The following is a 23,949-nucleotide window of genomic DNA, read 5'->3' on the forward strand; positions in this document are numbered from 1 at the left end:
TTCAAGCCCTCTGCGCTGAACTACTCACCCTGACCACCGCGAAGCAAGGCCCTAAAAGCCAACCGCCCATCCGGGCACAATCAAGTGATTCTTCGATAGGAGCTACGCGCGCATCTTGACATGATTCCCCGGGGTGTTCCGGCGTCGGTTTCACCAGATCGGCGGTCAGTTCCATCCGATGAGCCGCAGCACGGCTGCGGCACCGGCTCCCACCACCACCACCAGCAGGAAGGGCGCCCGGAAAGCCAACGCGACGGCGGCGGCGGCGAGGGCTCCCAGGCGCGCGTCGGCGGCCAGCGTCTGGCCGGACGCCACAGTGTTGACAATGGTCAGGGATGCCAGAAGTCCGATGGTCATGGTGCCGGCGATACGCGACATCCGGGGGTCCTTCAGCAGCTTCGCCGGGACGAAATAGCCCACCAGCTTCCACGCGTAGGCAAGGACGCACGCCAGCAACAACCAGATCCAGAGATTCATGCGCCCGCCTGCCCCGTCTGCCCGTGGCCGTCCCCGTGGCTGTCCCTCTGATTGTCCAGGTGCGCGTCCCGGGTTTTGTCCCGGCGCCCATGGCGCTCGTCGTAGGGATCCACGTCCGGCTCCAGGCCTTCGTCACTGCGTCCGTGGCTGAACCAGCCGATCAGTGCAGCCACCACCGCGGCGATCAGGATGGGCACGCCTGCGGGAACGAACGGCACGGCTACAACCGTGGCGAGTGCGCACACCACGGCAATCGCCGCCGGTTCCCGCCCCTTGAGCCGCGGCCACAGCAGGGCCAGGAATGCGGCCACTGCCGCACCGTCCAGGCCCCACTGTTTGGGATCACCCAATCCGCTTCCGGCGAGGGCCCCCACGGCGGTGAAAAGGTTCCAAAGTACGTAGATGCCAATGCCGGCCGTCCAGAAACCGCGGCGTTGCTCGTCGGGGTCGGTCTGCCCGCTGCTGGTGGCGGTCGACTCGTCAATGGTGACTTGTGCGGCAACATACTTCCGCCAGCCCGTCGGATGCAGGAGGGCGTTGAGCTGCATGCCGTAGATGCCGTTCCGCATGCCCAGCAACGTGGCTGCGCTCATGGCGGCAATTCCGGAGCCTCCGCCCGCCACCACACCGATGAACGCGAACTGGGAACCGCCGCTGAAAAGCAGCAGGCTGAGCGCCATGGTCTGCCAGAAATCAAGTCCTGAGGTGACGGACAGCGCGCCGAAAGACACTCCGTAGAGGCCGGTGGCAATGCTGATCGAGATTCCGACGCGCACGGCGGGCGAGGCTAGCAGCTTCACCGCCGTCGTCCCGGGTTCCGCAGGCTCCAAGCCCACAGGATGAGCGGCAGCTGAAGCGGAAACCGGACGGTATGTACCTTGCGCTGCGTCGGGGACCCGGCGGAGCCATAGGCGCGGCGAATTGCGTCCACGTGGCCGGCCAGGAATACCGTGAACATTCCAGTCACGGCGGTGGCGGTAGCCCGCCGTGTCACCGGGATCAGGAGGCCGACGGCGGCACCCGCCTCCAGCAGTCCGCTCACCGCAATCCATTCCTCCCGTGACATCACTGCCAGGGGCCGCCTACCGCCGTCGGGCGCTGGCACTTCGCGCCCCTCCGGCGACTCGCCGCCGGCACCTGGAGTCTCGCGGCACAGATAATCCGGGACCACCTGTTCGAAGAACCGTGGCTCGCGGAAGTGCTTCATGGCGCTGGTCATCAGCAGCGCGCTCATGGCCGCCGCGGAGACTGTTTGGGTGGCCCGGGCGGACCAGCGAAAAGGCATGGGTCCACTCAATCACAGCGCCGCCCCGGGGGCGAAACAGCAGCGGCTGAACAGCAAACGACTGAACAGCAGCGGCTCAGGACGGCAGCTGGACCTGTTGCCCGCTCGATTGCAGCTGCGCCAGCACCTTGGCCGGTTTGTTCGTGGTGATCTCGTGGATTCCCAGCCCTTGGCAGAGCGCCACATCCCGCTCCGAATCAACGGTCCACACGCGGAAGCGGCGGCCGGACTCCAGCCAGCGCTGCACGGTCCGGGCGTGCTCGCGGACGTACATGATTCCGGGCCCCGCGAGTCCCACGTCGCACTCGTTCAGGATGCGTTCGCCTTCCAGCTGCGCCGCCTTCATCAGGTTGGCGATGGCGCCGCCAGCCAGGGGGCCGAGGCTCAGTTCGTCGCGGAGTTCGTCGACGTCGATGTCGTCCACCAGTTGGCAGAGGAATTCGGCCGGCACACTCCGGAGCAGGTGCTTTACGGAATCCGGGCTGAAGCTCATGAACGTCACCTGGATGTTGTCCACCGAGGAAGTTCCGGCGTCCCAGCCTTCGCCCCGGAGCACGTCCAGCACACGGTCTTCCAGTTTCAGCTGGTAAGGACTGGGGTGCTTGAGCTCGATTGCCAGGCCGATCGGCCGGCCAGCGCCGCGCAGGATGTCCAGGAGTTGAGGGAGCGTGAGGAACTGCTCTGACTTTGCGCCGTATTCCTCCGGGATCCGGGCGCCTTTCCAGGACGAGAAGTCCAGCAGCCGCAACTCCGCCAGTGTTCGGTCAGCAACAGGTCCGGTTCCGTCCGAGGTCCGGTCCAGGTTGGCGTCATGGAGCAGCACGGCGTGCTGGTCCCGCGTCAAGTGGACGTCGCATTCCACCCCGTCCGCGCCGTCGGCAATGGCCTGGAGGTAAGCGGCGCGCGTGTGTTCGGCAAATGCCGCGCTGGCGCCCCGGTGGGCAAACACCAGCGGCCGTTCCGGCTCAGGCTCCTCGAATGTCATGAGGACACGCTAGCGGACGCGGCCCGGCGGAGCGGGGCTAGGCTGGGCACATGCAGGTGAACTCTCAGCCAACTACCCGCCAGGACCCGCCCCGGCCCGCAGGTCCGGCGCCGCGGCCACCGAAGGTGGGCGCTGCCGTCGTCGGTCATCAACTCAGTGCCGGGGACGCTGAAAAGGCGGCAGCGCTGCGGAAAATGAAGCTGGTGGCACTGGGACTCCTCATTGCCATGGCCGTCATTTTTGTGTTCGCGTTCGCGCTGCAGAAGGAGTATCCGTGGCTGCAGTACGTCCGCGCCGCGGCCGAAGGCGGCATGGTGGGCGCGCTGGCCGACTGGTTCGCCGTGACCGCGCTGTTCAAGTACCCCATGGGCATAAAGATCCCGCACACCGCCATTATCCCGCGCCGCAAGGACCAGATCGGGGCGTCGCTGGGCGAGTTTGTGGAGACCAACTTCCTGTCCGAACAGGTGGTCCAGGAGAAGCTCGCTTCGGTGGACGTGGCGCGGAAGGCCGGCCAATGGCTCGCCGGTCCGGGTGGCGCCGAGCGCGTGGCGAAGGAGGGTGCCGCCGTCATCCGCGGTGCGTTCAAGGTATTGAACGACGACGACGTCCAGGCGGTCATCGAGGGAATGGTGCGTAAGCACTTGCTGGCTCCGCCCTGGGGACCGCCGGTGGGCAGGATGGCGGAACGGATTTTTGCCGACGGGCACCACCATAAGCTCGTGGACCTGCTGGTTGACCGCGCCGCGGACTGGGTGGACGACAATCACGAAACCGTCAGCCGGCTGGTCTCGGACCGCTCCCCCACCTGGGTTCCGCAGTTTGTGGACGGGCTGGTGGGCGACAAGGTGTACGTGGAGATCCTCAAGTTCACGCGCGCCGTCCAGTCCGATCCGAACCACCAGGTCCGGCAGCAGATCGACAAGTACCTGAACGACCTCGCGCAGGACCTTCAGCATGATCCCGCGATGATCGCCCGGGCCGAGGACATCAAGGCACAGGTTCTGGGAGATCCAGAGGTCCGCGAGCTGGCCTCCCGCACCTGGGGAACCGTGAAGAGCGCCCTGCTGTCTGCGGTGGACGATCCGGACAGTGAACTGACGGTTCGGTTCAAGGCGGCGGTGCGCGATTTCGGCTCACGCCTGGTGAACGACGCCGAACTGGCCGGCAAGGTCAATGCCTGGATCGGCGACGCCGCCGGCTACCTGGTGCGGACCTACCGCTCCGACATCGCCGGCGTGATCACCGATACCGTGGCCCGCTGGGATGCCGAGGAGACGTCGCAGAAGATCGAACTCCAGGTGGGCAAGGACCTGCAGTTCATCCGGATCAACGGCACCGTGGTGGGCTCACTGGCCGGACTGGTCATCTTCAGCGCGGCGCACCTGGTCTTCGGTTGACCTGGCCCTTCTAGGCAACGCGGGACGGCTACGCGAAGGACTCCAGCTGAACTCCGGCCGCTTCGAGCCCGGCGCGAACACCGGCGGCCATTTCCACGGCCCCGGGGGTGTCGCCATGGATGCACAGGGAGTCGGGCCGGACTTGAACCACCGTTCCGTCCACGGCCACCACTTCGCCCTTCGTCGCGAGGCGCACTGCGCGCTCAACGATCGAGTCGACGTCGTGCAGGACGGCACCAGCCTGGGAGCGCGGCACCAAAGTCCCGTCCGTCTGGTAGGCGCGGTCCACAAAAGCCTCAACAAACACCGGGTGGCCGGCTTCCTTGGCCTGGATCAGCAGCTGTGAGCCCGGCAGTCCGAGGATCGGCAGGCCGGGGTCGTAGGCCTGGATGGCGGCAACTACGGCGGACGCCTGCTCGGCGTCGTGGACGAGGCGGTTGTAGAGGGCGCCGTGGGGCTTGACGTAGTCAACGGAGGCCCCGACGGCGTGCGCCACGCCGTCGAGCGCGCCCAGCTGGTAGAGGACGTCACCGAACAGTTCGTCGAAGGACATGTCCAGGGACCGGCGGCCGAAGCCGGCCAGATCCCGGTAGCCCACGTGCGCACCAACGGTGACGTCGAGCTCGAAGGCGGCGCGGCAGCTGTCCAGCATGGTGACGGGATCCCCCGCGTGGAACCCGCAGGCCACGTTCGCGCTGGTCACCAGCCGGAACATGGCGGCGTCGTCCCCCATGTTCCACGAGCCGAACGATTCGCCGAGGTCAGCGTTAAGATCCAAGGTTGTTGCCTTCCAGAGTAAGTTTTTCCGGTTCCGCCGCCACGGCCCTGAGCTCCCCCGGGATGGTGTCCGGCATCGGGCCAAAGGCTTCCTTGGCGTTCGCCACCACGGCACGGCCCATAATGAGGTTACCGGCACCACCCACCACCGCGCCGATGCCGAACGGAAGCGCCCGGCCAAGCAGCGCCGTGCCCTGGCGTTTGAGCAGGTTCTTGAGGAAGGCCTTCTGGATCTTGTTCCGAATGGCACCGAAGCCCGATGGCATGGACTTGGTCAGCACGTTGCCCCAAGCCTGGGTGGCGCTCGCTCCCTTACCCATGGCCTGGCCGCTCAGCGTTCCCAGCAGTGAAGTCCCCTCCTCGCCCAGCATGATGGCCATGACCATGGTGCTGGCCTTTTCCGGGTTGGTCAGCCGGATGCCATGAAGTTCCGCCAGCGACGTGGCATAAAGTGCCGTGGCCTCGAGGAAGCCAACGGTAGCCACGGCGGAGAGGCCCAGGGAGGCCACGGTTCCGACGCCGGGCACAACGGCAGTTGCCCCGACGATCGCACCGCCGCCGGTCACCGCCCGCAGGTAGTCGCGTTCCAGGATCTCCGCGAGCCTGGCGGCGCTGGCGCGCGGGTGTTTGCGTTGCAGCCGCCGGACGTAGGCGAGCACCAGCGGCCGCTGGATTTCGACTGCCCGGAGGAGCATGTTGTGGACTCCGGGTTTCGGCTTGCCGTCGGCGTCGAACACCGCGTTGTGGGCGGTCTCCTGTGCGATACGGACTGCGGGATTGCTGCGCTTGGCCATGGTCACCTCTGCTTCGGTACTGCTTGTGTCCGCCGGCAGTTTTTGGCTGCGGCCCTGCCTTAACACTAAGGGTGCTTAAGAATAAGCGGTCCCGGCGCCCATCGGACCACGTCGTTGAGTTCCGCCAAAAACTGGCCCAGCCTAGACTTGCCCTATGCCCACACTCCAAGCCCTGCGGCCCTTTGCGCACCGCGAGTACCGGGTCCTCATAGCGGCGCTGGCCATCTCCATTTTCGGATCGGGAATGTGGGCTGTCGCCATGGTCTACCAGGTGATCCACCTCGGCGGCGGCCCGCTGGAACTGTCCCTGGTGGCCACTGCTGGCAGCATCGGCCTGGTGGCCTTCGTCCTCGCGGGCGGGATCGCCGCTGACCGCGTGCCGCAGCGGCTCCTGATCATTGCCGTTGAAGGCGCCAACCTCGCCGTTATCGCGGCGATCAGCGGGCTGGCCATGGCAGGGTGGCTGCAGCTGTGGCATCTCGCCGTGGGCAGCTTTGTGCTGGGCGTGGGCGCCGCGTTCTTCTTCCCCGCCTACTCCGCGATCCTGCCGCGCATCCTGCCGCCCGAGGACCTGCTGGCCGCGAACGGCATGGAGGGGACCATGCGGCCCATCCTGCAGCAGGCGGCCGGACCCGCGGTCGCGGGCGTGGTGGTGGCGGCGCTCTCGCCGTCGCACGCCGTGACCGGAGTGGCCACCTGCCATCTGCTGGCGTTCATCGTCCTGAACTTCCTGGGGCGCCATGCCCTGGACGCGCCCCACAACGGGGCCGACGGCGGGGCTCACGGCGGGAGCGCGAGGGCCGGGGCGCACGCCGGGGCAGACGGAGACGTCGAGGCAACGGGCGCCGCGAAAACGTCCTTCTTCCACGACCTCCGCGAGGGCATCAGCTACACCATCCGCACACCGTGGCTGCTCTGGACCTTGCTGTGGGCCTGCGTTTCCGTGCTCTTCCTGATCGGTCCCATCGAAGTGCTGATGCCGTTTGTGGTCCGCGACCAGCTCGGCGGCGACTCGAGGATGTTCGGCTTCCTGCTGGCCGTGATGGGCGTGGGCGGGGCCGTCGGCTCCCTGGTGACCGCATCCCTAAAACTGCCGCGCCGCTACCTCACGGTCATGATGGTGTCCTGGGGTGCGGGCAGCCTGCCGCTCGCCGCCGTCGGCATTCTGGACAGCTTCTGGACCGTGGCCGCCGCAATGTTCGTCTGGGGCGCCACCGGCAGCGTGGGCATGGTCATCTGGGGCACCCTGCTGCAGCGACGGGTGCCGAGCCACCTGCTGGGACGCGTCTCCAGCCTGGACTTCTTTGTGTCCCTCGCGCTGATGCCCATCTCCATGGCACTTGCCGGACCGGCAGCCGCGGTCTTCCCCATCTGGGCAATTTTCCTTGCCGCCGGCGTCGTCTGCCCGGTCCTGGCGGTGATCGCCATGATCGCCGCCCGGATGCCCGCCGACGAACTAGCCCACCCGCTGGACAGGCAAGTTGAAGTGGAACGCACGACGGCGGCAGGAGACTGACGCACCCCGTCACCTCAGGCGCGCAATCACGTCAGGCGCGAAACCCCACAATGGGGAGGCTCGCCGTCGAGGGCCCGCTGGGGAAGACAGTACGTTCAGGAACCTCAAAGGGATCCAGGGCAACCCGGACCGCTTCTTCACCGATGCTGTGCACCTGGCCGCGGACATCCACGTCCAGGGGTCCGCCGCTGCGGACGCTGAGCGTGAGTGCCCCGGCGTCGAGCTCCACCAGCAGCAGCCGGCCCTGGATCTTCAGGTGGAAGGACAGCGCTTCCCACTCCGCAGGAAGCCGCGGATCGAAGAACGGCACGGCGCCCTGGTCCCGGAGCCCGGCAAAGCCGGAGACCAGCGAGCTCCAGACTCCCCCGGCGGAGGCGATGTGCACGCCGTCGATGGTGTTGCCATGGGTGTCGTCCAGGTCGATGAAAACGGCGTTCGTGAAGTGCTTCAGGGCAGCTTCGGGGTGCCCCACCTCGGCGGCCATGATCCCCTGCACGCAGGCGGACAGGGTGGAATCGCCGGTGGTGATGGGGTCGTAGAAATCGAACGCGCGGCGCTTCTCCTCGGCGGAGAAATCCTGCCACTGCAGGAACATGGCCAGCACCGTGTCTGCCTGCTTCAGCACCTGGTGCCGGTAGATCACCAGCGGGTGGAAGTTCAGCAGCAGCGGGTACTTGGACCGGGGGGTGGTCCAGTCCCACGGCTCCAGGGTCATGAAGTCGTTGTCCTGCGAGTAGACCTGCAGGTCTTCGTCGAAGGGCAGGTGGATGCGGGCCGCGGCCTGCTCCCACACCTCGCGTTCGGCGTCCTCGATTCCCGGGTGGTCCAGCGCCGCGGCGGCCCGCAGGTTAAAGCGGGCCATCACGTTGGTGTAGAGGTTGTCGTTGACAACCGCCGTGTACTCGTCAGGGCCGGTAACGCCGTGGATGTGGAAGGCTCCGTCCTTGCCGAAGAAGCCCAAGGCGGCCCACATGCGGGCGGTTTCGATCAGGAGTTCGGCGCCCATACCCTCGCGGAAGGTTTCGTCGCCGCTGGCCCACAGGTAGCGGTTGGTGGCGAAGGCGATGGCGGCTGCGATGTGGAACTGCGCCGTGCCGGCGGCGTAATAGGCGCTGGCTTCCAGGCCGTTGATGGTGCGCCACGGGAACAGTGCGCCGTCCACGCTGAGTTCCTTGGCCCGGATCTTGGCGGCTGGCAGCATGTCGTGCCGGAACTCCAGGACCCGGCGGGCGCCGCCGGGGTTTGTGTAGGTGAGGTAGGGCAGGAGGTAGACCTCCTGGTCCCAGAAATAGTGCCCCTCATAGCCTGAGCCCGTGACGCCCTTGGCGGGGATGCCGGCGATGTCGGCCCGCGCGGTGGCCTGGGCCAGCTGGAACAGGTTCCAACGGATGGCCTGCTGGAGCTCAGGCTGGCCGCCCACCACGATGTCCGAGGTGTCCCAGTACGCCCGGTAATGCTCGCGGCTCTCGGTGAAGATGTCCTCCACAGACCGGAGCCCGGCTTCGGCGGCCTCCGCCGCGTCCCGGTCCGAGTCCTGGACGCCGCGGCCGGCGGCATAGCTGACGCTCTTTTCGAGCCGGAACGGCTCGTCGGAGCGGACGGCAAGGACGTACCGGACGCTGCTGTCGTCTTCGCCTGCCACGGTCTCAAAGGGCTGGTGGCCGGCGGAAGTCCAGTGGTCCACGGCGATTCCCACGCGCTGCCCGGATTCCGCCGCTTCCCAGGAGAGACGGAGCGAGCCGTCGCCGCCGTCGGTCCTTACCGGCAGCAGGACCCGGCCTGCGTGCCGGCCTGCCCGGCGCGGGTCATGCGCCGAGTGGTCCTCCACAGGCTGGTCCTGGCGGTTGATGACGGAGGACGTCACGTCGGCGGAAACCTCGCGGTCCGAAGCTACTTCGAGCGAGATGCCCAGGCTGCCGCGTGAGGCGAAGCCCACGGCGCGGCGTTCTGTGGTGGTCACCGTGGCGCCGGACCGGCACAGCCAGGTGATCCGGCATTCGTAGATGCCGGTGGCGAAGTCGACGGAGCGGCGGTAGTCCAGCACGGCGGATTCGGCGAGGGTGAGGCTCTCGCCGTCGATGATCACCGTGAAGTTGTTCGCATCCGGGATGTAGATGATCCGCTGCCCGGTCCGGGCGAAGCCGAATGCGTTCTCCGCATGCTTGATGTCCCAGATCTCATGGAGGCCGTTGATGAAGCTGCCCGGAAGGTCTGCGTCCGAGGCCGCCCAGTGGGCACCGCGGATGCCCAGGTGCCCGTTGCCCAGGGCAAAGAGCGTCTCAAGGGTGCCCGCGCTGCCCGGCTGGTGGTGTGTTTCCACAAGCTGCCAGGGGGTGTTGGGGAACCGTTCACGGTCCGCGGTGATAAGTGCCATGGTGTTGGGGTCCTTTGGCGTTGTGCGTTGCGGGGAAGTGCTTCGTGTCTGAGGCCGGGGAGCGTCAGGCGGCGGTGGCTGTTAGAGCAGTTCGTCGAGGTCGTTGACCACGCTCGTGGCTCCGGCGTCGAGCAGGGTCTGCCGGCCGGCGCCGCGGTCCACGCCGATCACCGAGTGGAACTGCCCCGCGTGTCCGGCCTGGACACCCGAGACGGCGTCCTCAACCACCACGCATTCTTCGCTGGGCAGGCCCAGCAGTTCCGCGGCGTACTGGTACGTGGCCGGGCTCGGTTTGCCGGGCAGGCCCTGGGCCGCAGCCACCACACCGTCGACCACTATTTCGAAGTGCCCGTTCAGGCCGGCGGCTTTAAGCACGGCCGGAGCGTTCCGGGATGAGGAGACGACGGCGACCTTGAGTCCGCGGTCCACGGCGGCTTCCAGGAAGCGCACCGAGCCTTCAAACGGCTCGACGCCGGCGCTGACGATGTCGTTGAAAACCGTGTTCTTCCGGTTGCCCAGTCCCTGGACGGTGGCGTTGGCGGCGTCCTGCTGGGTAAGGTCCTGCTGGGTGGCGTCCTGCCCGGAGTCCTCGGTGGAATCCTGACCGGTTGTGCCGTCACTGGGCGCGCCTTCGGGCAGCACGATGCCGCGGGACGCCAGGAAGTCCCGGACGCCGTCGAACCTGGGCTTGCCGTCGATGTGATCGAAGTAATCGTCCTCGCGGTAGCCGGGCACATCCGGACGGGACGCCAGGAAGCCCTCGAAGAGTTCCTTCCACGCCTGTTCGTGGACAGTGGCCGTGGGGGTCAGCACGCCGTCGAGGTCGAACAGGATGGCGGAGGCAGTGGTCCAGCTGGTGCTTTGGGTTTTCAGTACGTCAGTCATGCGCGGTGTCCTTTCAGACGGCGGGCAACAGGCGGGATGTCACGGGGCGGTAAGTAATGGGGCTACGTAAGTGGGGGCTGTGCAAACAGGGGGAACGTGGAAGAGCTGGCAGAAAAGCGGCGGGCAGCAAGGAGGGGTCCAAGCAAGGAGCGGAGAGGGGCGGCCACGATGCCGCCGGGTCAGCAGGGTCGGCTAAAGGCCACGGTAAAACCACGGCGGGCCGATGGGCTGCTGTTTAACGTCTTCTTCCATCATGAGCGCCTTGGCACGGCCTGACAACTTGGCGGAGCAGGCATCGCGGCGCAAGTCGGGCAGGAGGCTTGGATGGAGGCCTGGCACATGGCATCTGTCCGGCTGCCCTTTCCGACGGTTTCAACGGCCCGCAAAGAGTGGACCACGGACGAGTGTAAGCGCTTACAAATTTCGCGCGCAACTGTTTTTTCTCATATTGCGATACGGGGCACACGCCCGGCCGGGCACAGGTTCAACCGATCACGCGCTTGAACCGATGACGCAGGTCAGCCGAGCACGTAGTGGCGCAGGAAGGCGCTGACGTCCACCATCTCCGTCTTGCTCATGGCGTGGCCCATGCCCGGATACGTCCTGGCGGTCAACCGGGTGTTTTCGTTCAGCCATTGTCCGGTGTAGGCCGTGGCGTCCTCATTGATCACCAGGTCCGCCTTGTCCCGCCCCCAGAAGAAGGGCGGCGGGGCCGTGAAGGATTCGGTCAAGGACAGCAGCTCGTTTTCCAGCACAAAACCGGAAAGCCCAACCGTGGCCCTGTAATCCGCGGGATGGAGCCGGAGCAGCGTGCTGGCCATGGCCATTCCCTGCGAGTAACCCAACAGACTCACGCTGCTGTGCTGGCCCCTGACAGAGTTAATCCACGCCTGGACTGTGTTGGTGGCAGCGATGACATCCGCGAAATCGTTGGCCAGGAAGTAGTCCAGCAGGAACCAGCCGTAGTGGTCGCCGATCACCATGGGTGCGCGCAGTGCAACACAAGTGAACTCGGCCGGCAGGTATTCAAACAGCCGCACCATCCGCGACTCATCGGTGCCGTAGCCATGCATCATGACCAGTAGCGGCGTGCCATCCCGTTCGCTTTCCGGCTTGGACCACGTAACTGTTTCCATCGGATCAGCGTAGCCAGTCCAGCGGGCCAGCGGCTCGCATCGACTCCTGCCGCGAATGTGCCGGAAAAGCCGCCCGCCCTGCTTGGCTCTCTATTCTGCCCCGGACCCGAGGCGCCCGGCCGCATCCTGCTGGACCGCAGCAGCCTTGGACGAGAAGTCGGCGATGGTCCGCAACTGCTCGTCGCTGTAGCCCTCCAGCAGGGCCGCCAGCCCGCCCATGAAATCCAGGAAATAGGGCGCCGCGGCAGAGGCCTGGTCCCCCACCAGTTCGATCAGCACCTTGCGTCTGTCCTCCTCATGCCGGACGCGCCGGGCCACACCCTTGGCCTCAAGCCGCTGCATCAGGCCGGTCACGGAGGCGGGGGCCAGGCCCGACAGCTCGCCGAACTCCCCGGCCGTCAGGGGTCCGAAGCGCATCAGAATGTCGATCGCCTTGCCCTCGGTGGCTGAGAGTCCCCGCAGTTCGGAGAGTTTCGTATGGAACATGACCGCCGCCGTCGACAGTTCCCGTCCTGACTCGTAGACCGCCTGAAGCAGGTCCTCACGCTGTGTCCGCATGCTCAGAGGCTAACAAATTATTTCGTACCACCGAAAGGATTGCCCTGGATCCCTTTTGCGAATATATTTCTTTTGGACGAACGAAATAAATTCAGAAGGAGAACTGCCATGTTGAACTGCCTCATCATCGGGTCCGGCGTCGCAGGGCTGGCGACGGCCCTGTCACTGCAAAAGGCGGGGCACACCCCCCTTGTCTTCGAAGCGTACGGCGGCCCGTCGGACGGCGTCGGAGGCTTCCTTACTGTCGCCGTCAACGGCTTCGACGCCCTGGACACCCTGGGGCTGAAGCACGCCGCGGCAGGGCTGGGGTTCAGCACGCCGCGGATGTCCATGTACCTGGGCTCCACGGGACGCCACCTGATCGACTTCGAGTACGGTGGCGCCCTGTCGGACGGGACCACCGCCCGCACACTGACCCGTTCCGAGCTCTACGGCCTGCTCCGCACGGAAGCGACGCGTCGGGGCATCCGCATCCTGTACGGAAAGAGGCTCAGGCCTGTGACGGGAACCCCCGACGGCGTGACCGCAGCATTCGACGACGGCACCTCCGCCGAAGGCCACCTGCTGATCGGCGCGGACGGGCTGCGGTCCACCGTCCGGACGCTGATCGAACCCCAATCTCCGCCACCGCGGAGCATCCCGCTGCTCAATACAGGCGGCATCGCGGAAACATTGCCAGGGCAGATGAAAATGATCTTCGGCAAACGCTGCTTCTACTGCTACATGCAGGATCCGGACGGCCGGATCTGGTGGTTCGCCAATCCCTTACAGCGGGCCTCGGAGGATCCATCGAGGCTCGCTCCCGCGGCGCTGAAGGACTGGCTGGCAGGCCTGGTGTCCGCCGACAGGACACCCATGGCGGCCATCGTCACCGCCACACCCGACATCATCAGGCCTTACTCCACCTTCGATTTCCCGAGCATCCCCAGATGGCACCGGGGCCGGATGGTCCTGGTTGGCGACGCCGCCCACGCCGCCTCGCCGTCGTCCGGACAGGGCGCCTCCATGGCCTTCGAGGACGCCGTCACCCTGGGCCGGGCATTGCAGGGCATCAGCCCCGAAACCCCCACCGCAGGCGTCATCGAGGCCGCGTTCACACGCTACGAGGGCGAGCGCCGCGAACGCGCCGAGGCCGTGGTGGAGTGGGGCCGGCGCAACGCGGCGCCAAAGATCCGAGGGCAGTTCAAGCGCGTGTTCGAGGACCTGATCCTGAAATCCGTGTTCCGCTCGCTCTCCCGGAAGGCTGCGGAGAACTTCGACTGGGTCTACCGGCACCACATCGACTGGGGTGCCGGGCGCGGCTCGGGATTTGAAGCCAGCATTCCGCCCAACACCGGACGCATGATGTAGCCTGACGCTGGAAAGCATGCTTAGCAAGTGCGGCGCACAGAACACTGCCGCACACAGTACCGCCCTCCAAGATCAGCGGACAACAAGGAGCAAGTCATGAGAATCGGTTCCTCCATCTTCCTTATTGCACTCGGCGCCATCCTGGCCTGGGCCGTCGCCCCGGGACTCATCCCCTTCATAGACCAGGTCATGGTGGGCTACATCCTGATGGCCGTTGGTGTTATCGGGCTGATCGCCTCCCTCTTCCTGGCCTCACCGGGCCGCAGCCGCCGGGTCAGCGAAACCCGTTCGGTGGTTGATCCCAACACCGGCGAGCGCATCACCCGCAACGAAAGCCGCGACGGCGGCGTCTAAGCTCCACAACCACCCGGACGCCGGGCCGGACCACACAGGTCCGGCCCGGCTTTTTCGTCCTGCGGACCGCCCTACTCATAAGACCGGCCGGCAGGCTTTGTTTCATGTGGGTTTCCATTGACAAACCAACATAAGCGAAGATAAAGTCAAGTAATTCAACATCATGTGATGCCAGTCACTGAAGTTCGCAGCCGCTGGGATTCAGCACTTTACGCAATGGAGGGTACGTGTTCGCCGAGGAGCGCCAGCAGAAGATTGCCGAGCTAGTCGCCGGCACCGGCCGGGTCAGTGTGACCATGCTGGCGGACCGCTTCCGCATCACCACCGAAACCGTCCGCCGCGACCTCGCCACCCTCGAAACCACCGGCACCGTGCGCCGGGTCCACGGCGGAGCAGTGGCGGCCGACCGCTTCAGCACCACCGAGGAAAGCATCAACGAACGGACCATCCAGCGTCCGGACCAGAAGATGCGCATCGCGCAGGCGGCCCTGGCCCTGATCCCCCAGGCAAAGTCCGGCAGCATCCTGCTCGACGCCGGTTCCACCACCGAAGCGCTGGCCGACCTCCTCTCCCGGCGCGCCGCCGTCGAGCCTTCCGCAGCGGAACCCCGGCCCGAACTGGTGGTCATCACGCACGCCGTTCCCATTGCAGCGAAGCTGTCCAGCGCTTCCGGCATCGCCCTGCAGATCCTCGGCGGCCGGGTGCGCGGCCTCACCCAGGCCGCCGTGGGGCAGTCAACAGTGGAGGCCGCGCAGCGGATGCGCCCGGACATCGCCTTCATCGGCACCAATGGCATCCACCCCACCTTTGGCCTCAGCACGCCCGATCCTGAAGAAGCCGCCGTCAAGGCGGCCTTCGTCCATTCGGCCCGCCGCATCGTGGTGCTGGCCGATTCCTCCAAGCTGGACGCAGAAACCCTGGTCCAGTTCGCCTCCCTGAAAGATCTGGACACCTTGATTACAGACAGCGAGCCCAGCCCCGAACTGGCGGCAGCCCTGACCGAGGCCGGCGTCGACGTGGTGATCGCATGATCGTCACCTTCACGGCGAACCCCAGCCTTGACCGCACGGTGGCCCTGCCCGGCCCCCTGGAGCGCGGCGAGGTCCAGCGTGCCGTCTCCGTCAGCCAGGAATCCGGTGGCAAGGGTGTTAACGTCTCCCGCGCTCTGGTCGCCTCCGGCCTGGAGACCATTGCGGTGCTCCCGGGCGCCGACGCTGATCCCGTGCTCGCCGGGCTGCGCCACGATGGCGTGCCGTTCGCGGCCCTCCCCATCGACGAGCCGCTGCGCACCAACGTGGCGCTCACCGAGCCGGGCGGCGTGACCACCAAGATCAACGAGCCCGGACCGGTGCTGAGCGAGGACGAGCAGGAAGCCCTGATCAAGCTACTCCTCGAGCGCGCCCGCGGCGCCAGCTGGGTGGTCCTGGCAGGTTCCCTGCCTCCCGGATTCCCGGCCGACTTCTACGCCGCCGTCACGCGGCGGTTGCGGGCGGCAGCCAACGGCGGCGCCCCGCTGATCGCCGTCGATTCGTCCGGCGCCCCGCTCGTCGCCGCCGTAGCTGATGCTTCGGCGGACGGTGTGTCCGGGAAACCGGACCTCCTCAAACCCAACGCCGAGGAACTGGCGGAACTGGCTGCTGCAGCCGGGTTCGCCACGGCGTCCACCGCAGACGAACTGGAAGCGGATCCGGAGGCCGCCGCAGCGGCCGCCGCCGCCGTCGTGCGTTCCGGTGTGGGTGCTGTGCTGGCAACTCTCGGATCCAAGGGAGCTGTCCTGGTAACGGCCGACGGCGCGTGGCTGGCCACGCATCCGCCGGTCGCCGCGGTCAGTACTGTCGGCGCGGGCGATTCGTCGCTGGCTGGCTATCTGCTCGCCCACGGCCAGGGCGCCGCCCCGGCCGATTGCCTCCGTCAGGCTGTGGCACATGGTGCCGCCGCCGCTTCACTGCCGGGTTCCACTGTTCCGGCAGTCCACCAAACCACCCCGGAAGCCGTAACCATCACGGCCCTTCGAAAGGATTGACAGTGACTCAGCTCATCACCACCGAACTGGTCGAGCTCGACCAGAACCTGGGCACCTCGCCCGAGGACGTGATCCGGCACCTGGCCAGCAAAGTTGCTGCCACCGGCCGCGCGTCAGAAGTTGAAGGCCTCTTCGCCGACGCCTTCGCCCGCGAACAGAAGACAGCGACCGGCATCCCCGGCGGCATTGCCATCCCGCACTGCCGCTCAGCCGCAGTCCTCGAACCCACACTGGCCATGGCCCGACTTAACCCCAAGGTGGACTTCGGCGCCAAGGACGGCCCGGCGGACCTGATCTTCTTCATCGCCGCCCCCGAAGGCGCGGACCAGGAGCACCTGAAGCTGCTGTCCAAGCTGGCCCGGTCCCTGATCAAAAAGGACTTCACTGCCGCGCTACGTGCGGCGTCTTCCCGCGAGGAAATCGTGGAACTCGTGGACGGCGCTTTGGCGGACAAGCCGGCAGCCCACGCGGCTGCTGCGTCTGCTGCATCTGTCGATGCGACTGCAGCTGGCGCCGCTGCTGCCGGGGCCGGCGCCGCTGCTGCCGCCAGTGGGTCTGCAGCCCGGCCGAAGCGACTGGTGGCTGTGACCGCGTGCCCCACAGGCATCGCCCACACGTACATGGCGGCCGATTCACTGGTTGCCGCTGCCCAGGAAATGGGTGTGGACCTGCAGGTGGAAACCCAGGGTTCCTCCGGCGCCAAGCCGCTGGACCCGGCCGTCATTGCCGCCGCTGACGCCGTGATTTTCGCGGTGGACGTGGACGTCCGCGGCAAGGAGCGCTTTGCCGGCAAGCCCGTCATCAATGCGCCCGTCAAGCGCGGCATCGACGAGCCCGCCAAGATGGTCCAGGAGGCTCTCGCTGCCGCTGACAATCCGAATGCGCGCCGCGTCCCCCACTTCGGTGCGGAGGAACAGGCTGAGAACGAGGCCACCGAAAAGGGCGAGCACATCGGCCAGAAGCTGAAGAAAGCGTTGCTCACCGGTGTCAGCTACATGATTCCGTTTGTGGCCGGTGGCGGTCTGCTGATCGCCCTGGGCTTCCTGCTGGGCGGTTACGACATCACGGGCGTCGCTGACAAGGTGGTGGTGGAGAACAACTTCGGCAACCTGCCCGAGGGCGGACTCGCGATCTACCTCGGCGCGGTCATGTTCAAGATCGGCGCCCTGTCCATGGGCTTCCTGGTGCCCGCCCTGGCCGGCTACATCGCCTACGCGATTGCCGACCGTCCGGGCATTGCGCCCGGTTTTGTTGCCGGCGCCGTAGCGGGGTTCATGGGTGCAGGCTTCCTCGGCGGCATCGTCGGCGGCCTGCTGGCGGGCTACATGGCCCACTTGATCGGGACCTGGCAGGTTCCGCGGTGGCTCCGTGGCCTGATGCCTGTGGTGATCATCCCGCTGCTGGCCTCCATCTTTGCGTCCGGCCTGATGTTCCTGGTCCTCGGCGGTCCCATCGCCGGTCTTACGGCAGCGCTCAACGGCTGGCTCTCGGGCATGACCGGCGCCTCAGCCGTTGTCCTCGGAATCATCCTTGGCCTCATGATGTGCTTTGACCTCGGCGGCCCTGTCAACAAGGTTGCGTACGCGTTTGCTGTTGCCGGTCTGAGCGCCGGCAGCGCCACCAACCAGGCACCGTGGCAGATCATGGCGACCGTGATGGCTGCCGGCATGGTTCCGCCGTTGGCAATGGCCCTGGCCACCACGCTGGACAAGAAGCTCTTCAGCCTGGCTGAGCGCGAAAACGGCAAGGCCGCCTGGCTGCTGGGCGCGTCCTTCATCTCCGAGGGTGCCATCCCGTTCGCCGCGGCCGATCCGCTGCGCGTCATCCCCGCCAGCATGGTGGGCGGCGCCCTCACCGGCGCTCTCTGCATGGCCACCGGCGTCACCTCGCAGGCACCCCACGGCGGTATCTTCGTATTCTTCGCCATCGGCAACCTGGTGATGTTCGTCGTCGCCATCCTGGCCGGAACCGTGGTCAGCGCGCTGGCAGTCATCGCCCTCAAACGCTGGGCCGCCGCCAAGCCCGCTGCTACCGTGGAGTCCGTTCCCGCAACGGTCTGACCCAGCCTTACCAAAAAACGATTCACGGTGCTGAACCAACAGGCGCCGAAAGACAAAGGAGCAACAATGTCAGAACGCACCGCAACCGTCGCCAGCCGCGTAGGCCTGCACGCCCGCCCCGCCGCCATCTTTGCCGAGGCCGCCGGCGAGTTCGACCTGGACATCACCATCGCCCGCCAGGGCGAGCCGGTCGATGAGGCAATGGACGCCGCGAGCATCCTGTCCCTCATGAGCCTGGGTGCCGCCCACGGCGACGTTGTGGTGCTCCGCGCCGAAGGTACCGGCGCGGATGACGCCCTGGCGCGTCTGGTCCAGATCCTGGAAACGGATCACGACGCCAAGTAGACAGCTTAACGCCGGCGGCCGCCGTCGCGCCTGTCCCCTCTTTGGGGAAGGTACGACGGCGGCCGCTGGTTCTTAAGCGCGTTCCGCGATCTTCTTGACGTCCGCCACGAGCATGTCCCACATGCCCTTGGAGTGCTCCGCCGCGTCTTCGTTGGCGTTGTTGTCCTGTGAGAGCGTGAGCGTTGTTGCACCGTCCTGGTCCTCGAGGGTCCAGGTGAGCGTGTGGTAATTTTCCGGTTTGTCCTCTTCGCCGCCCAGCGGACTGAAGTGCGTGTGGACCAGCTTGCGGCCGGGATCTACCTCGAGGATCTTGCCCTTATCTTCGTAGGGTTTGCCTTCCCACTCGCCGCGCCACGCGATGGGGCTACCCTCCGTCCAATCCGTCTCCAGGTCCGCGCCGAACATAAATTCCTTCACGGCGGCCGGATCGGTGATGACCTTCCAGATGCGGTCCGCCGGAGCATCAATGGTGATGGTGGATATGGCTACGAGGTTCACGGGCACTACCGGGCCTCTTTGGCGGTCAACAGCAGATATTCCCACTCCATTTGCCATACGGCATCACCGTGGGCCTCGCCAAACGAATCGGCCAGTTCAGTGAGGGCTTTGTCCAGGGCCTGTGCCTTGTCCTGGTCGTCGCCGATGAACTTGTAGACCGAGATGGTCGGGCCGTAGTGGGACTTGAAGTACCGCAGGAAGTCCTCCGGCTGGTGGAAACTGCGGATGGCCAGCGTGCGCTTTTTCGCCTGGATATCGGTGATCCTGTCGCCGAAGAGTTCCCGCACGTGGTCTTCGCTGCCCCACAGCGGGGGCGGCTGGGCTCCGGGCGGGGGCGGCGGCGCGAACGGCTTCATGGTGGCAAACATCCTTCCGATGAACCCTTCGGGCGTCCAGCTGAGCAGGCCGATGGTGCCACCGGGTTTGCACACCCGCACAATTTCGTCCGCGCCGGCCTGATGGTGCGGAGCGAACATCACGCCCAGGCAGGACGTGACCACGTCAAATGAATCGTCCTCGAACGGCAGCGCCTCGGCGTCACCTTCCACCCATTCAAGCCCGACGCCGCGGTCTGCTGCCTGGTGCCGCCCGGCGTCGAACAGTTCCGGAGTCAGATCACTGGCAATCACCTGGGCACCCATCATGGCAGCGGGAATGGCCGCGTTGCCGGAACCCGTAGCGACGTCCAGAACACGCTGCTTAGCTTTGACTCCGCACGCATCCACCAGGATGGCTCCGAGATCCAGGAGCATCTCACTGGCCAGCGCCGGGTAATCCCCCGAGGCCCACATGGCCCGGTGCTTTTGCTTCAATGCCCGGTCTGCCTCGTCTACGTCCGCTTTGTCATTCATGGTGGCACCCCTCTTCTTTGACAGGCTTTTCCCTTGACAGGCTTCGAATGACAGCTCGCTGCTGCACAGGGCTGTAATGCGACCCATTGTGGCCGCAGTGGGGCGGGCTGTAAAGCGTCTGGAGCTATGGGCTCGGCGCGAAAGCAAGCAAACTTAGGTTTCCTTGTGTTTCCACAACCCCGGAATTAGCGTGGAAGCCTGACCAGCCATTACGGCGCTACGGCGTCCAGGATTTCCCGGTCCCGGCGAAGGAGGAGGACGATATGCCCGGCAAGAAGAACCCGAGCCTGAAAGATCCTGAACTCTACGAGGAACTGCGCGAGGACGGCGCGTCCAAGCAGAAGGCCGCCCGAATCTCCAACGCGGCCGCCAAGAAGGGCCGCTCCGCGGTGGGACGCAAAGGCGGCAAAGCCGGCGACTACGAAGATTGGACGGTTCCCCAGCTCAAGGCCAAAGCCAAGGAAATCGGCCTCAGCGGCTACTCAGCCAAAAAGAAGAGCGAGCTTATCTCCGCCCTGCGGAACTCCTAGGCGGCTGCCATCCCCACCAACACAGCGTGTTCGCGGCCTACGCATTCCCGGTCCGGTTTTGCGCGGACGGCCTCAAGCACCCTTTCGCGCCCGCGTGGTGGTGGCCTTCGCCGCAGGCTTCGCGGCGGCGGTTTTGGTTTCGGAGGACTTCGCAGCAGCCGTCTTGGCACTCGTTGTCCTCGTCCCCGCAGTCTTGGCACCGGCTTTGGCGGGAGCCTTCCCGCCTCCTGTGCCGGCGTCGTCCGCGTCCCCGGAGGCCGCGTCCTCAGCGTCCGCATCCTCAGAGGCGGCAGGCTTCCCGCCGCCGCGCTTCCGCTCCAGGCTGCGCTTCAGCGCCTCCATCAGGTCGATGACCTCACCGTTGCCGCCCTCACCCGCCTCCGCGCCGAACGTTTCGTCGGTATCGAGCGAATCGCCCTTCTCCAGCTTGGCCTCGATGAGCTTCCGGAGCTGCACCTGGTAGTCATCGGTGAAGTGCTCGGGTTCAAAATCAGCGGCCATAGACTCCACGAGGGCGGCGGACATTTCGCGTTCCTGGGCGGAAATCCGGATGGACGTGTCCAGCGCAGGGAAGCTGGCCTCCCGGACCTCGTCGGGCCACAGCAGGGACTGCAGCACCAGCACCTCGTCCTTGATGCGCAGCGCCCCCAGCCGTGTCTTCTCGCGCAGGGCGAACTGGACGATGGCCACACGGTCCGTATCCTCGAGCGCCCGGCGCAGCAGGACGTAGGCCTTGGGCGACTTGGAATCCGGCTCGAGGTAGTAGCTCTTCTCGAACATCATCGGTTCCAGCTGCTCCGACGGGACAAACTGGACCACCTCGATCTCGTGGCTGTTCTCCGCCGGGATGGATTTGAGCTCATCCTTGGACAGGACCACCGTCCGGCCCTCGTCCTCAAACGCCTTGTCGATGTCCGAATAGTCGATGATTTTGCTGCACACCTCACAGCGTCGCTGGTACCGGATCCGGCCGCCGTCGGCATTGTGGACCTGGTGGAGGCTGATGTCGTGGTCCTCGGTGGCGCTGTAGACCTTTACGGGCACGTTGACCAGGCCAAACGCGATGGCACCTTTCCAGATGGCTCTCATCCCTCAAGTGAACATCACGCGGGGCCGGAGGTGAAGACCCATGGCCGGCCCTAAAGAGCGCGTCAGGGTCGCGGGGCGGGAACTGACACTCACCAACCTGGACAAAATCATCTACCCGGAGACCGGCACCACCAAGGCCGATGTCCTGGCCTATTACGCCGCCGTGGCCCATGTTCTGATTCCCGCCGCGGCCAACCGGCCCGCCACCCGCAAGCGATGGGTCAACGGCGTGGGCACCGCCAGGCATCCCGGCGAGGTGTTTTTCCAGAAGAACCTGGAGGATTCAGCGCCGGGCTGGCTCCCCCGCGCCGCCATCACGCACAAGGACCGGACCATCTACTACCCGATGGTGAACGATCCCGCCACGCTCACCTGGTTCGGCCAGATCAATTCGCTGGAAATCCATGTCCCCCAGTGGCAGGTGGACTCCCACGGCAAGCAGCTGAACCCGGACCGCCTGGTCCTGGACCTCGATCCCGGCGACGGTGCCGGACTGGAGGAATGCGCCGAGGTTGCCAGGCTGGCACGGACCATCCTGCAGGACGTGGGCCTGGAGCCGGTGCCGGTGACCAGCGGCAGCAAGGGCATCCACCTCTACGCGGGCCTGGATGGCACGCAGACCTCCGACCAGATCTCGGACTTTGCGCACGAACTGGCCCGGGCGCTTGAAGCGGACCACCCGGATCTTGCCGTGAGCGACATGAAAAAGACGCTGCGCAAAGGCAAGGTGCTGGTCGACTGGAGCCAGAACAGCGCCGCAAAGACCACCATCGTGCCGTACTCACTGCGCGGCCGCCTCACGCCCACGGTGGCCGCCCCGCGGACCTGGCAGGAGATCGGGTCTCCCAAGCTCGAGCACCTCGACTACAAAGCCGTGCTGCGCCGGGTCAAGGCGGGCAAGGATCCGTTCGCCGCCGTCGCCAGCGGTGCCGGGCACCCTGGGGACGCCGGGAACCCCAGTGCGAAGACGGACGACGGCGGCGCGCACGCCCGACTGGAGCGGTACCGGTCGATGCGGGACCCTGACGCGACGCCTGAGCCGTTCTCCGGCGCCTCCGGAAATGGGGATACTTTCGTGATCCAGGAGCACCACGCGAGCAGGCTCCACTTCGACTTCCGGCTGGAGCACGAGGGGGTGCTGGTGTCGTGGGCCCTGCCGAAGGGCGTCCCGGAATCCGGCGGGAAGAACCACCTGGCCGTCCAGACCGAGGACCACCCTTTGGACTACGCCACGTTTGAGGGCACCATTCCCAGAGGCCAGTACGGCGCCGGCGAAGTCACTATCTGGGACCACGGCACGTATGAACTGGAGAAATGGATCAACGGACGGGAGGTCATCGCCACGCTGACCGGCGCCGAGGGCGGCGGCCTGGGCGGCACCAAGAAGTTCGCCCTCATCCACACCGGCCGCGGGCAGGGCAGTGACGCCGAAGGGCAATGGCTCATCCACCTGATGGACAAGGACCACCACACCTTCCATCCGCGGCGGGCTCCGGCGGAGGATGAACCGGCGGAGGGTGAGCCGGAGGAGGACGCGGCGGATGCTTCCGGGACTGAGCCTGCCGCGGACGTTTCCCCGGCCGCGGCCGCGCCTTCCCCACTGCGTGCTGAAGATTTCGGTCCCATGATGGCAACGTCCGGGACCGCCGCCGACCTTCACGGCAGCGACTGGCAGTTCGAGCTGAAGTGGGACGGCGTGCGTGGCCTGCTGGTCGCGGACGAAAAGAAAATCCGGATCTTCAGCCGAAACGGCATCGACGTCACCACAACCTACCCCGAACTGACGGACCGGACCTGCTGGCCGGCGGGCCCGTTCGTCGCCGACGGCGAGATTATCGCCGTCGGGCCTTCCGGCAGACCCGATTTCGGGCTGCTCCAGGGCCGCATGAAACTGACCCGGCCCGCCGACGTCGCCAAAGCCCGCGCAGCAATCCCTGTCCGGCTGATGCTTTTTGACCTGCTGTCCGACGCCGGCGGGGACCTTCGCCGGCTGCCTTTCGCGAAGCGGCGGCAACGGCTGGAGGAGTTCCATCACCCGTCGGAGTGTCCCGTGGAGCTGTCCGCCGTCCTGGACGAGAAGATCGAACACATCCTGGAGAGCGCGCAGGAACTGGGCCTCGAGGGCGTAATGGCCAAGCGGACCGACAGCCGCTACGTCAGCGGGCAGCGGACCCGGACGTGGATCAAGATCAAGCTGGAACAAACCCAGGAAGTGGTGGTGGGCGGCTGGCGGCCAGGCAAGGGCGGGCGGCAAGGTTCGGTGGGTTCGCTGCTGGTGGGCATCCCCGACGGCAACAAGCTGCGGTACGTGGGCCGGGTGGGCAGCGGGTTCAGCATGCGCGAACTGGAGGAACTCCGGCAGAAGGTGGACGATCTGGCGCGCAAGACGTCACCGTTCGACGACGTTCCCCGCGAGGATGCCTCGGACGCCCATTGGGTGACGCCACGGCTGGTCGGCGAGGTGACCTTCGGCCAGTGGACCGGGAGCGGGAAGCTCAGGCATCCGGTGTGGCGGGGCTGGCGGCTGGACAAGAACGCCGACGAAGTGGTGCCGGAGGGCTAATGACGCTGCGGTGGCGACGCGCAAATTTTCCCGGGACACGCAAAAGGCCTGGCGACACCCGAATTCAGGTGTCGCCAGGCCTTTTGCGTGTTGTCAGGT

The 23,949-nt window shown here is 66.2% G+C and carries 23 protein-coding genes; 10 read left to right on the forward strand and 13 right to left on the reverse strand.

Annotated elements, in window-relative coordinates; translation table 11 throughout:
- Positions 1–165: 165 nt before the first annotated feature.
- The 4 genes from ACX80V_RS18340 to ACX80V_RS18355 form a co-directional block, all read right to left on the reverse strand.
- A complete protein-coding gene (locus ACX80V_RS18340; RefSeq protein WP_485844356.1) occupies positions 166–477 on the reverse strand; it encodes an AzlD domain-containing protein in 312 nt (103 codons plus the stop codon).
- On the reverse strand, positions 474–1,277 hold the full coding sequence (locus tag ACX80V_RS18345) for an AzlC family ABC transporter permease (protein WP_485844442.1): 804 nt from the start codon (positions 1,275–1,277) through the stop codon (positions 474–476). The genes ACX80V_RS18340 and ACX80V_RS18345 overlap by 4 nt, the downstream gene beginning before the upstream one ends.
- Positions 1,274–1,762: a DoxX family protein gene (locus tag ACX80V_RS18350; RefSeq protein ID WP_485844357.1), complete on the reverse strand. Its 489-nt coding sequence runs from the start codon at positions 1,760–1,762 to the stop codon at positions 1,274–1,276. The genes ACX80V_RS18345 and ACX80V_RS18350 overlap by 4 nt, the downstream gene beginning before the upstream one ends.
- A gap of 76 nt (positions 1,763–1,838) precedes the next feature.
- On the reverse strand, positions 1,839–2,747 hold the full coding sequence (locus ACX80V_RS18355) for a glycerophosphodiester phosphodiesterase (protein ID WP_485844358.1): 909 nt from the start codon (positions 2,745–2,747) through the stop codon (positions 1,839–1,841).
- Positions 2,748–2,797: 50 nt separating this feature from the next.
- On the opposite strand from ACX80V_RS18355, the gene ACX80V_RS18360 reads away from it, so the two are divergent.
- On the forward strand, positions 2,798–4,147 hold the full coding sequence (locus ACX80V_RS18360) for a DUF445 domain-containing protein (RefSeq protein WP_485844359.1): 1,350 nt from the start codon (positions 2,798–2,800) through the stop codon (positions 4,145–4,147).
- Positions 4,148–4,175: 28 nt separating this feature from the next.
- Here ACX80V_RS18360 and ACX80V_RS18365 read toward each other — a convergent pair whose 3' ends face one another.
- On the reverse strand, positions 4,176–4,925 hold the full coding sequence (locus ACX80V_RS18365) for a LamB/YcsF family protein (protein WP_485844360.1): 750 nt from the start codon (positions 4,923–4,925) through the stop codon (positions 4,176–4,178).
- Entirely contained in the window at positions 4,915–5,718 is an 804-nt protein-coding gene (locus ACX80V_RS18370) for a hypothetical protein (protein WP_485844361.1), read from the reverse strand. Before ACX80V_RS18370 ends, ACX80V_RS18365 begins: the two co-directional genes overlap by 11 nt.
- Before the next feature lie 154 nt (positions 5,719–5,872).
- On the opposite strand from ACX80V_RS18370, the gene ACX80V_RS18375 reads away from it, so the two are divergent.
- Positions 5,873–7,234, forward strand: a complete 1,362-nt coding sequence (locus tag ACX80V_RS18375) for an MFS transporter (protein WP_485844362.1) — start codon at positions 5,873–5,875, stop codon at positions 7,232–7,234.
- 31 nt (positions 7,235–7,265) lie between these two features.
- Here the strand turns inward: ACX80V_RS18375 and ACX80V_RS18380 are convergent, their stop codons facing one another.
- From ACX80V_RS18380 to ACX80V_RS18395, 4 genes are all read right to left on the reverse strand, one after another.
- Positions 7,266–9,608, reverse strand: coding sequence for a glycoside hydrolase family 65 protein (locus ACX80V_RS18380; protein WP_485844363.1), 2,343 nt, complete (start codon positions 9,606–9,608; stop codon positions 7,266–7,268).
- Positions 9,609–9,689: 81 nt separating this feature from the next.
- Positions 9,690–10,493, reverse strand: coding sequence for an HAD family hydrolase (locus tag ACX80V_RS18385; RefSeq protein ID WP_485844364.1), 804 nt, complete (start codon positions 10,491–10,493; stop codon positions 9,690–9,692).
- Positions 10,494–11,011: 518 nt separating this feature from the next.
- Entirely contained in the window at positions 11,012–11,629 is a 618-nt protein-coding gene (locus ACX80V_RS18390) for an alpha/beta hydrolase (protein WP_056348960.1), read from the reverse strand.
- A 90-nt stretch (positions 11,630–11,719) separates the two neighbouring features.
- Positions 11,720–12,187, reverse strand: a complete 468-nt coding sequence (locus ACX80V_RS18395) for a MarR family winged helix-turn-helix transcriptional regulator (RefSeq protein ID WP_485844365.1) — start codon at positions 12,185–12,187, stop codon at positions 11,720–11,722.
- A gap of 108 nt (positions 12,188–12,295) precedes the next feature.
- On the opposite strand from ACX80V_RS18395, the gene ACX80V_RS18400 reads away from it, so the two are divergent.
- From ACX80V_RS18400 to ACX80V_RS18425, 6 genes are all read left to right on the forward strand, one after another.
- Positions 12,296–13,537: an FAD-dependent oxidoreductase gene (locus tag ACX80V_RS18400; protein ID WP_485844366.1), complete on the forward strand. Its 1,242-nt coding sequence runs from the start codon at positions 12,296–12,298 to the stop codon at positions 13,535–13,537.
- Between the two features lie 96 nt (positions 13,538–13,633).
- Positions 13,634–13,891 carry a DUF6458 family protein gene (locus ACX80V_RS18405; protein WP_485844367.1) on the forward strand — a complete coding sequence of 86 codons (258 nt, stop codon included), beginning with the start codon at positions 13,634–13,636 and terminating at the stop codon, positions 13,889–13,891.
- A gap of 227 nt (positions 13,892–14,118) precedes the next feature.
- On the forward strand, positions 14,119–14,922 hold the full coding sequence (locus tag ACX80V_RS18410; protein ID WP_485844368.1) for a DeoR/GlpR family DNA-binding transcription regulator: 804 nt from the start codon (positions 14,119–14,121) through the stop codon (positions 14,920–14,922).
- Positions 14,919–15,914 carry a 1-phosphofructokinase family hexose kinase gene (locus tag ACX80V_RS18415; protein WP_485844369.1) on the forward strand — a complete coding sequence of 332 codons (996 nt, stop codon included), beginning with the start codon at positions 14,919–14,921 and terminating at the stop codon, positions 15,912–15,914. Before ACX80V_RS18410 ends, ACX80V_RS18415 begins: the two co-directional genes overlap by 4 nt.
- A 2-nt stretch (positions 15,915–15,916) precedes the next feature.
- Positions 15,917–17,974, forward strand: coding sequence for a PTS fructose transporter subunit IIABC (locus tag ACX80V_RS18420; protein ID WP_485844370.1), 2,058 nt, complete (start codon positions 15,917–15,919; stop codon positions 17,972–17,974).
- 66 nt (positions 17,975–18,040) lie between these two features.
- Entirely contained in the window at positions 18,041–18,319 is a 279-nt protein-coding gene (locus ACX80V_RS18425) for an HPr family phosphocarrier protein (RefSeq protein ID WP_485844371.1), read from the forward strand.
- A gap of 72 nt (positions 18,320–18,391) precedes the next feature.
- Here ACX80V_RS18425 and ACX80V_RS18430 read toward each other — a convergent pair whose 3' ends face one another.
- Positions 18,392–18,823, reverse strand: a complete 432-nt coding sequence (locus ACX80V_RS18430) for an SRPBCC domain-containing protein (RefSeq protein ID WP_485844372.1) — start codon at positions 18,821–18,823, stop codon at positions 18,392–18,394.
- Positions 18,823–19,668, reverse strand: coding sequence for a class I SAM-dependent methyltransferase (locus ACX80V_RS18435; RefSeq protein WP_485844373.1), 846 nt, complete (start codon positions 19,666–19,668; stop codon positions 18,823–18,825). Before ACX80V_RS18435 ends, ACX80V_RS18430 begins: the two co-directional genes overlap by 1 nt.
- 263 nt (positions 19,669–19,931) lie before the next feature.
- Between ACX80V_RS18435 and ACX80V_RS18440 the strand changes: the two genes are divergently transcribed.
- Entirely contained in the window at positions 19,932–20,198 is a 267-nt protein-coding gene (locus ACX80V_RS18440) for a DUF7218 family protein (RefSeq protein WP_485844374.1), read from the forward strand.
- A gap of 72 nt (positions 20,199–20,270) precedes the next feature.
- On the opposite strand, the gene ku is transcribed toward ACX80V_RS18440, so the two are convergent.
- The gene (ku, locus tag ACX80V_RS18445; RefSeq protein WP_485844375.1) at positions 20,271–21,287 is read right to left on the reverse strand and encodes a non-homologous end joining protein Ku; all 1,017 of its coding nucleotides are present in this window, start codon (positions 21,285–21,287) and stop codon (positions 20,271–20,273) included.
- A 40-nt stretch (positions 21,288–21,327) separates the two neighbouring features.
- Here ku and ACX80V_RS18450 point away from each other — a divergent pair, with 40 nt between their 5' ends.
- Complete coding sequence (locus ACX80V_RS18450; protein ID WP_485844376.1) at positions 21,328–23,850, forward strand: ATP-dependent DNA ligase; 2,523 nt, start codon at positions 21,328–21,330, stop codon at positions 23,848–23,850.
- Positions 23,851–23,949 lie beyond the last annotated feature (99 nt).

Source organism: Pseudarthrobacter arbutini (assembly GCF_054510915.1).